Source organism: Janibacter sp. CFPM2_SD2 (assembly GCF_057364645.1).
The window spans coordinates 1-1,449 of sequence record NZ_JBNFOF010000343.1; the positions used below are offsets into that span (position 1 = coordinate 1).

Annotated in this window: 2 protein-coding genes and 1 pseudogene; all 3 read right to left on the minus strand. The window is 73.8% G+C overall.

Annotated elements, in window-relative coordinates; genetic code table 11:
- A partial coding sequence (locus AC2W7J_RS18120) for a 3,4-dihydroxy-2-butanone-4-phosphate synthase (protein WP_485984161.1) occupies positions 1 to 356 on the minus strand: 356 nt, incomplete at its 3' end.
- Entirely contained in the window at positions 353 to 964 is a 612-nt protein-coding gene (locus AC2W7J_RS18125) for a riboflavin synthase (protein WP_485984163.1), read from the minus strand. The genes AC2W7J_RS18125 and AC2W7J_RS18120, both read right to left, overlap by 4 nt.
- Positions 964 to 1,449: pseudogene (locus AC2W7J_RS18130) on the minus strand (hypothetical protein); the annotation flags it as partial. The pseudogene AC2W7J_RS18130 and the gene AC2W7J_RS18125, both read right to left, overlap by 1 nt.

The following is a 1,449-nucleotide window of genomic DNA, read 5'->3' on the forward strand; positions in this document are numbered from 1 at the left end:
GTCGGCGAGCAGCCGCGCCGTGCGGGCCCGGTCGGCGGCGCTGATGCCGGTCCGTCACGCCCCTCGCGGGCGTCGACGGAGATCGTGTAGGCGGTGCCCTTGGCGTCCTCGTTGATCGCCGTCATCGGCGGCAGCGCGAGACGGTCGAGGTCCTCACCGGTCATGGCGACGCAGATGACGCCGCTGCCCAGGCGCACGGTCGCGCCCATGACCTCGTCGGTCGCCGCGTCGGCGGCGAAGATGATGTCACCCTCATTTTCCCGATCGGCGTCGTCGACGACGAGGACCGGCTGGCCGGCGGCGATCGCCTCGATCGCCGCCTCGATCGGGTCGAGCAGGGTCTCGTCGTGGCTCATGACTGCTCCTTGGTCCCCAGCGCGAGCGTGCGCTGGACGTACTTGCCGAGGATGTCCACCTCGACGTTGACCCGGTCGCCGACGCCCTTGCGGCCCAGGGTCGTCAGCTCCATCGTCGTCGGGATCAGCGCGACCTCGACGTGGTCGTCGCCGACCGCGCTGAGGGTCAGGCTCACCCCGTCGAGGCAGATCGATCCCTTCTCGACGACGAAGGGAGCCAGCTCGGGTGCGAGCGAGAGCCGCACCTCGTCCCAGCGGTCGCCGGGGCGGCGCTCGAGGATCGTCGCGGTGCCGTCGACATGGCCCTGCACGAGGTGCCCGTCGAGGCGGGCACCGAGGACCATCGCCCGCTCGAGGTTGACCGCGTCGCCGACGGCGAGGTCGCCGAGGACGGTGCGGCGCAGGCTCTCGGCCATGACGTCGAAGGTGACGACTCCCCCCTTCGCCTCGCGGTCGGTGACGGTGAGGCAGGCGCCGTTGACGGCGATCGACGCGCCGTGCGCGGGGTCGGCCGTCGTGACGGCGCCCCGGACGGTGATGCGGCTGGAGTCGGAGCCCGGCTCGATGGCGACCACCTCCCCGAGCTCCTCGATGATCCCGGTGAACATCAGCGCTCCCTCCTCACGGTGGCGGTGACGGCGACGTCGTCGCCGAGGCGGGCGACGTCGGTGGTGGTGAGGCGCAGCGCCTCGGTCATGGTGGTGATCCCCGCGTCGGCGAGGACCGGCGAGCCGGCCCCGAGCAGCGCAGGGGCGATGTGGGCGACGCTCGTCGACGAGGTCGGCCGGCGACGGCCGAGCCGCGAGGTGGGCGCCGCCCCTCGAGGAGCACGGAGTGCACCCCGCGGGCGTGCAGCGCGGCCAGCAGGACCGCGAGGTCGAGGCCCCGCTCCCCCGGCGGCACGGCGAGGACGTCGACGCCGGCGTCGGTGAGCCGGGCGGCGTCGGTCCCTTCGGCGACGACGACGAGCGTCGGGGCGACCGTCGTCGAGGACCCGGGCGGTCAGCGGCACCTCGGCGCGCGGGTCGAGCACGACGCGCAGCGGCTGGGTGACGTCGTCGAGGTCACGCACGGCGAGGTGCGGGTCGTCGGC

Bases quoted from the DNA above. Each gene is read 5' to 3' on its own strand.
- AC2W7J_RS18125 (WP_485984163.1), bottom strand. From the start codon at position 964: ATGTTCACCGGGATCATCGAGGAGCTCGGGGAGGTGGTCGCCATCGAG.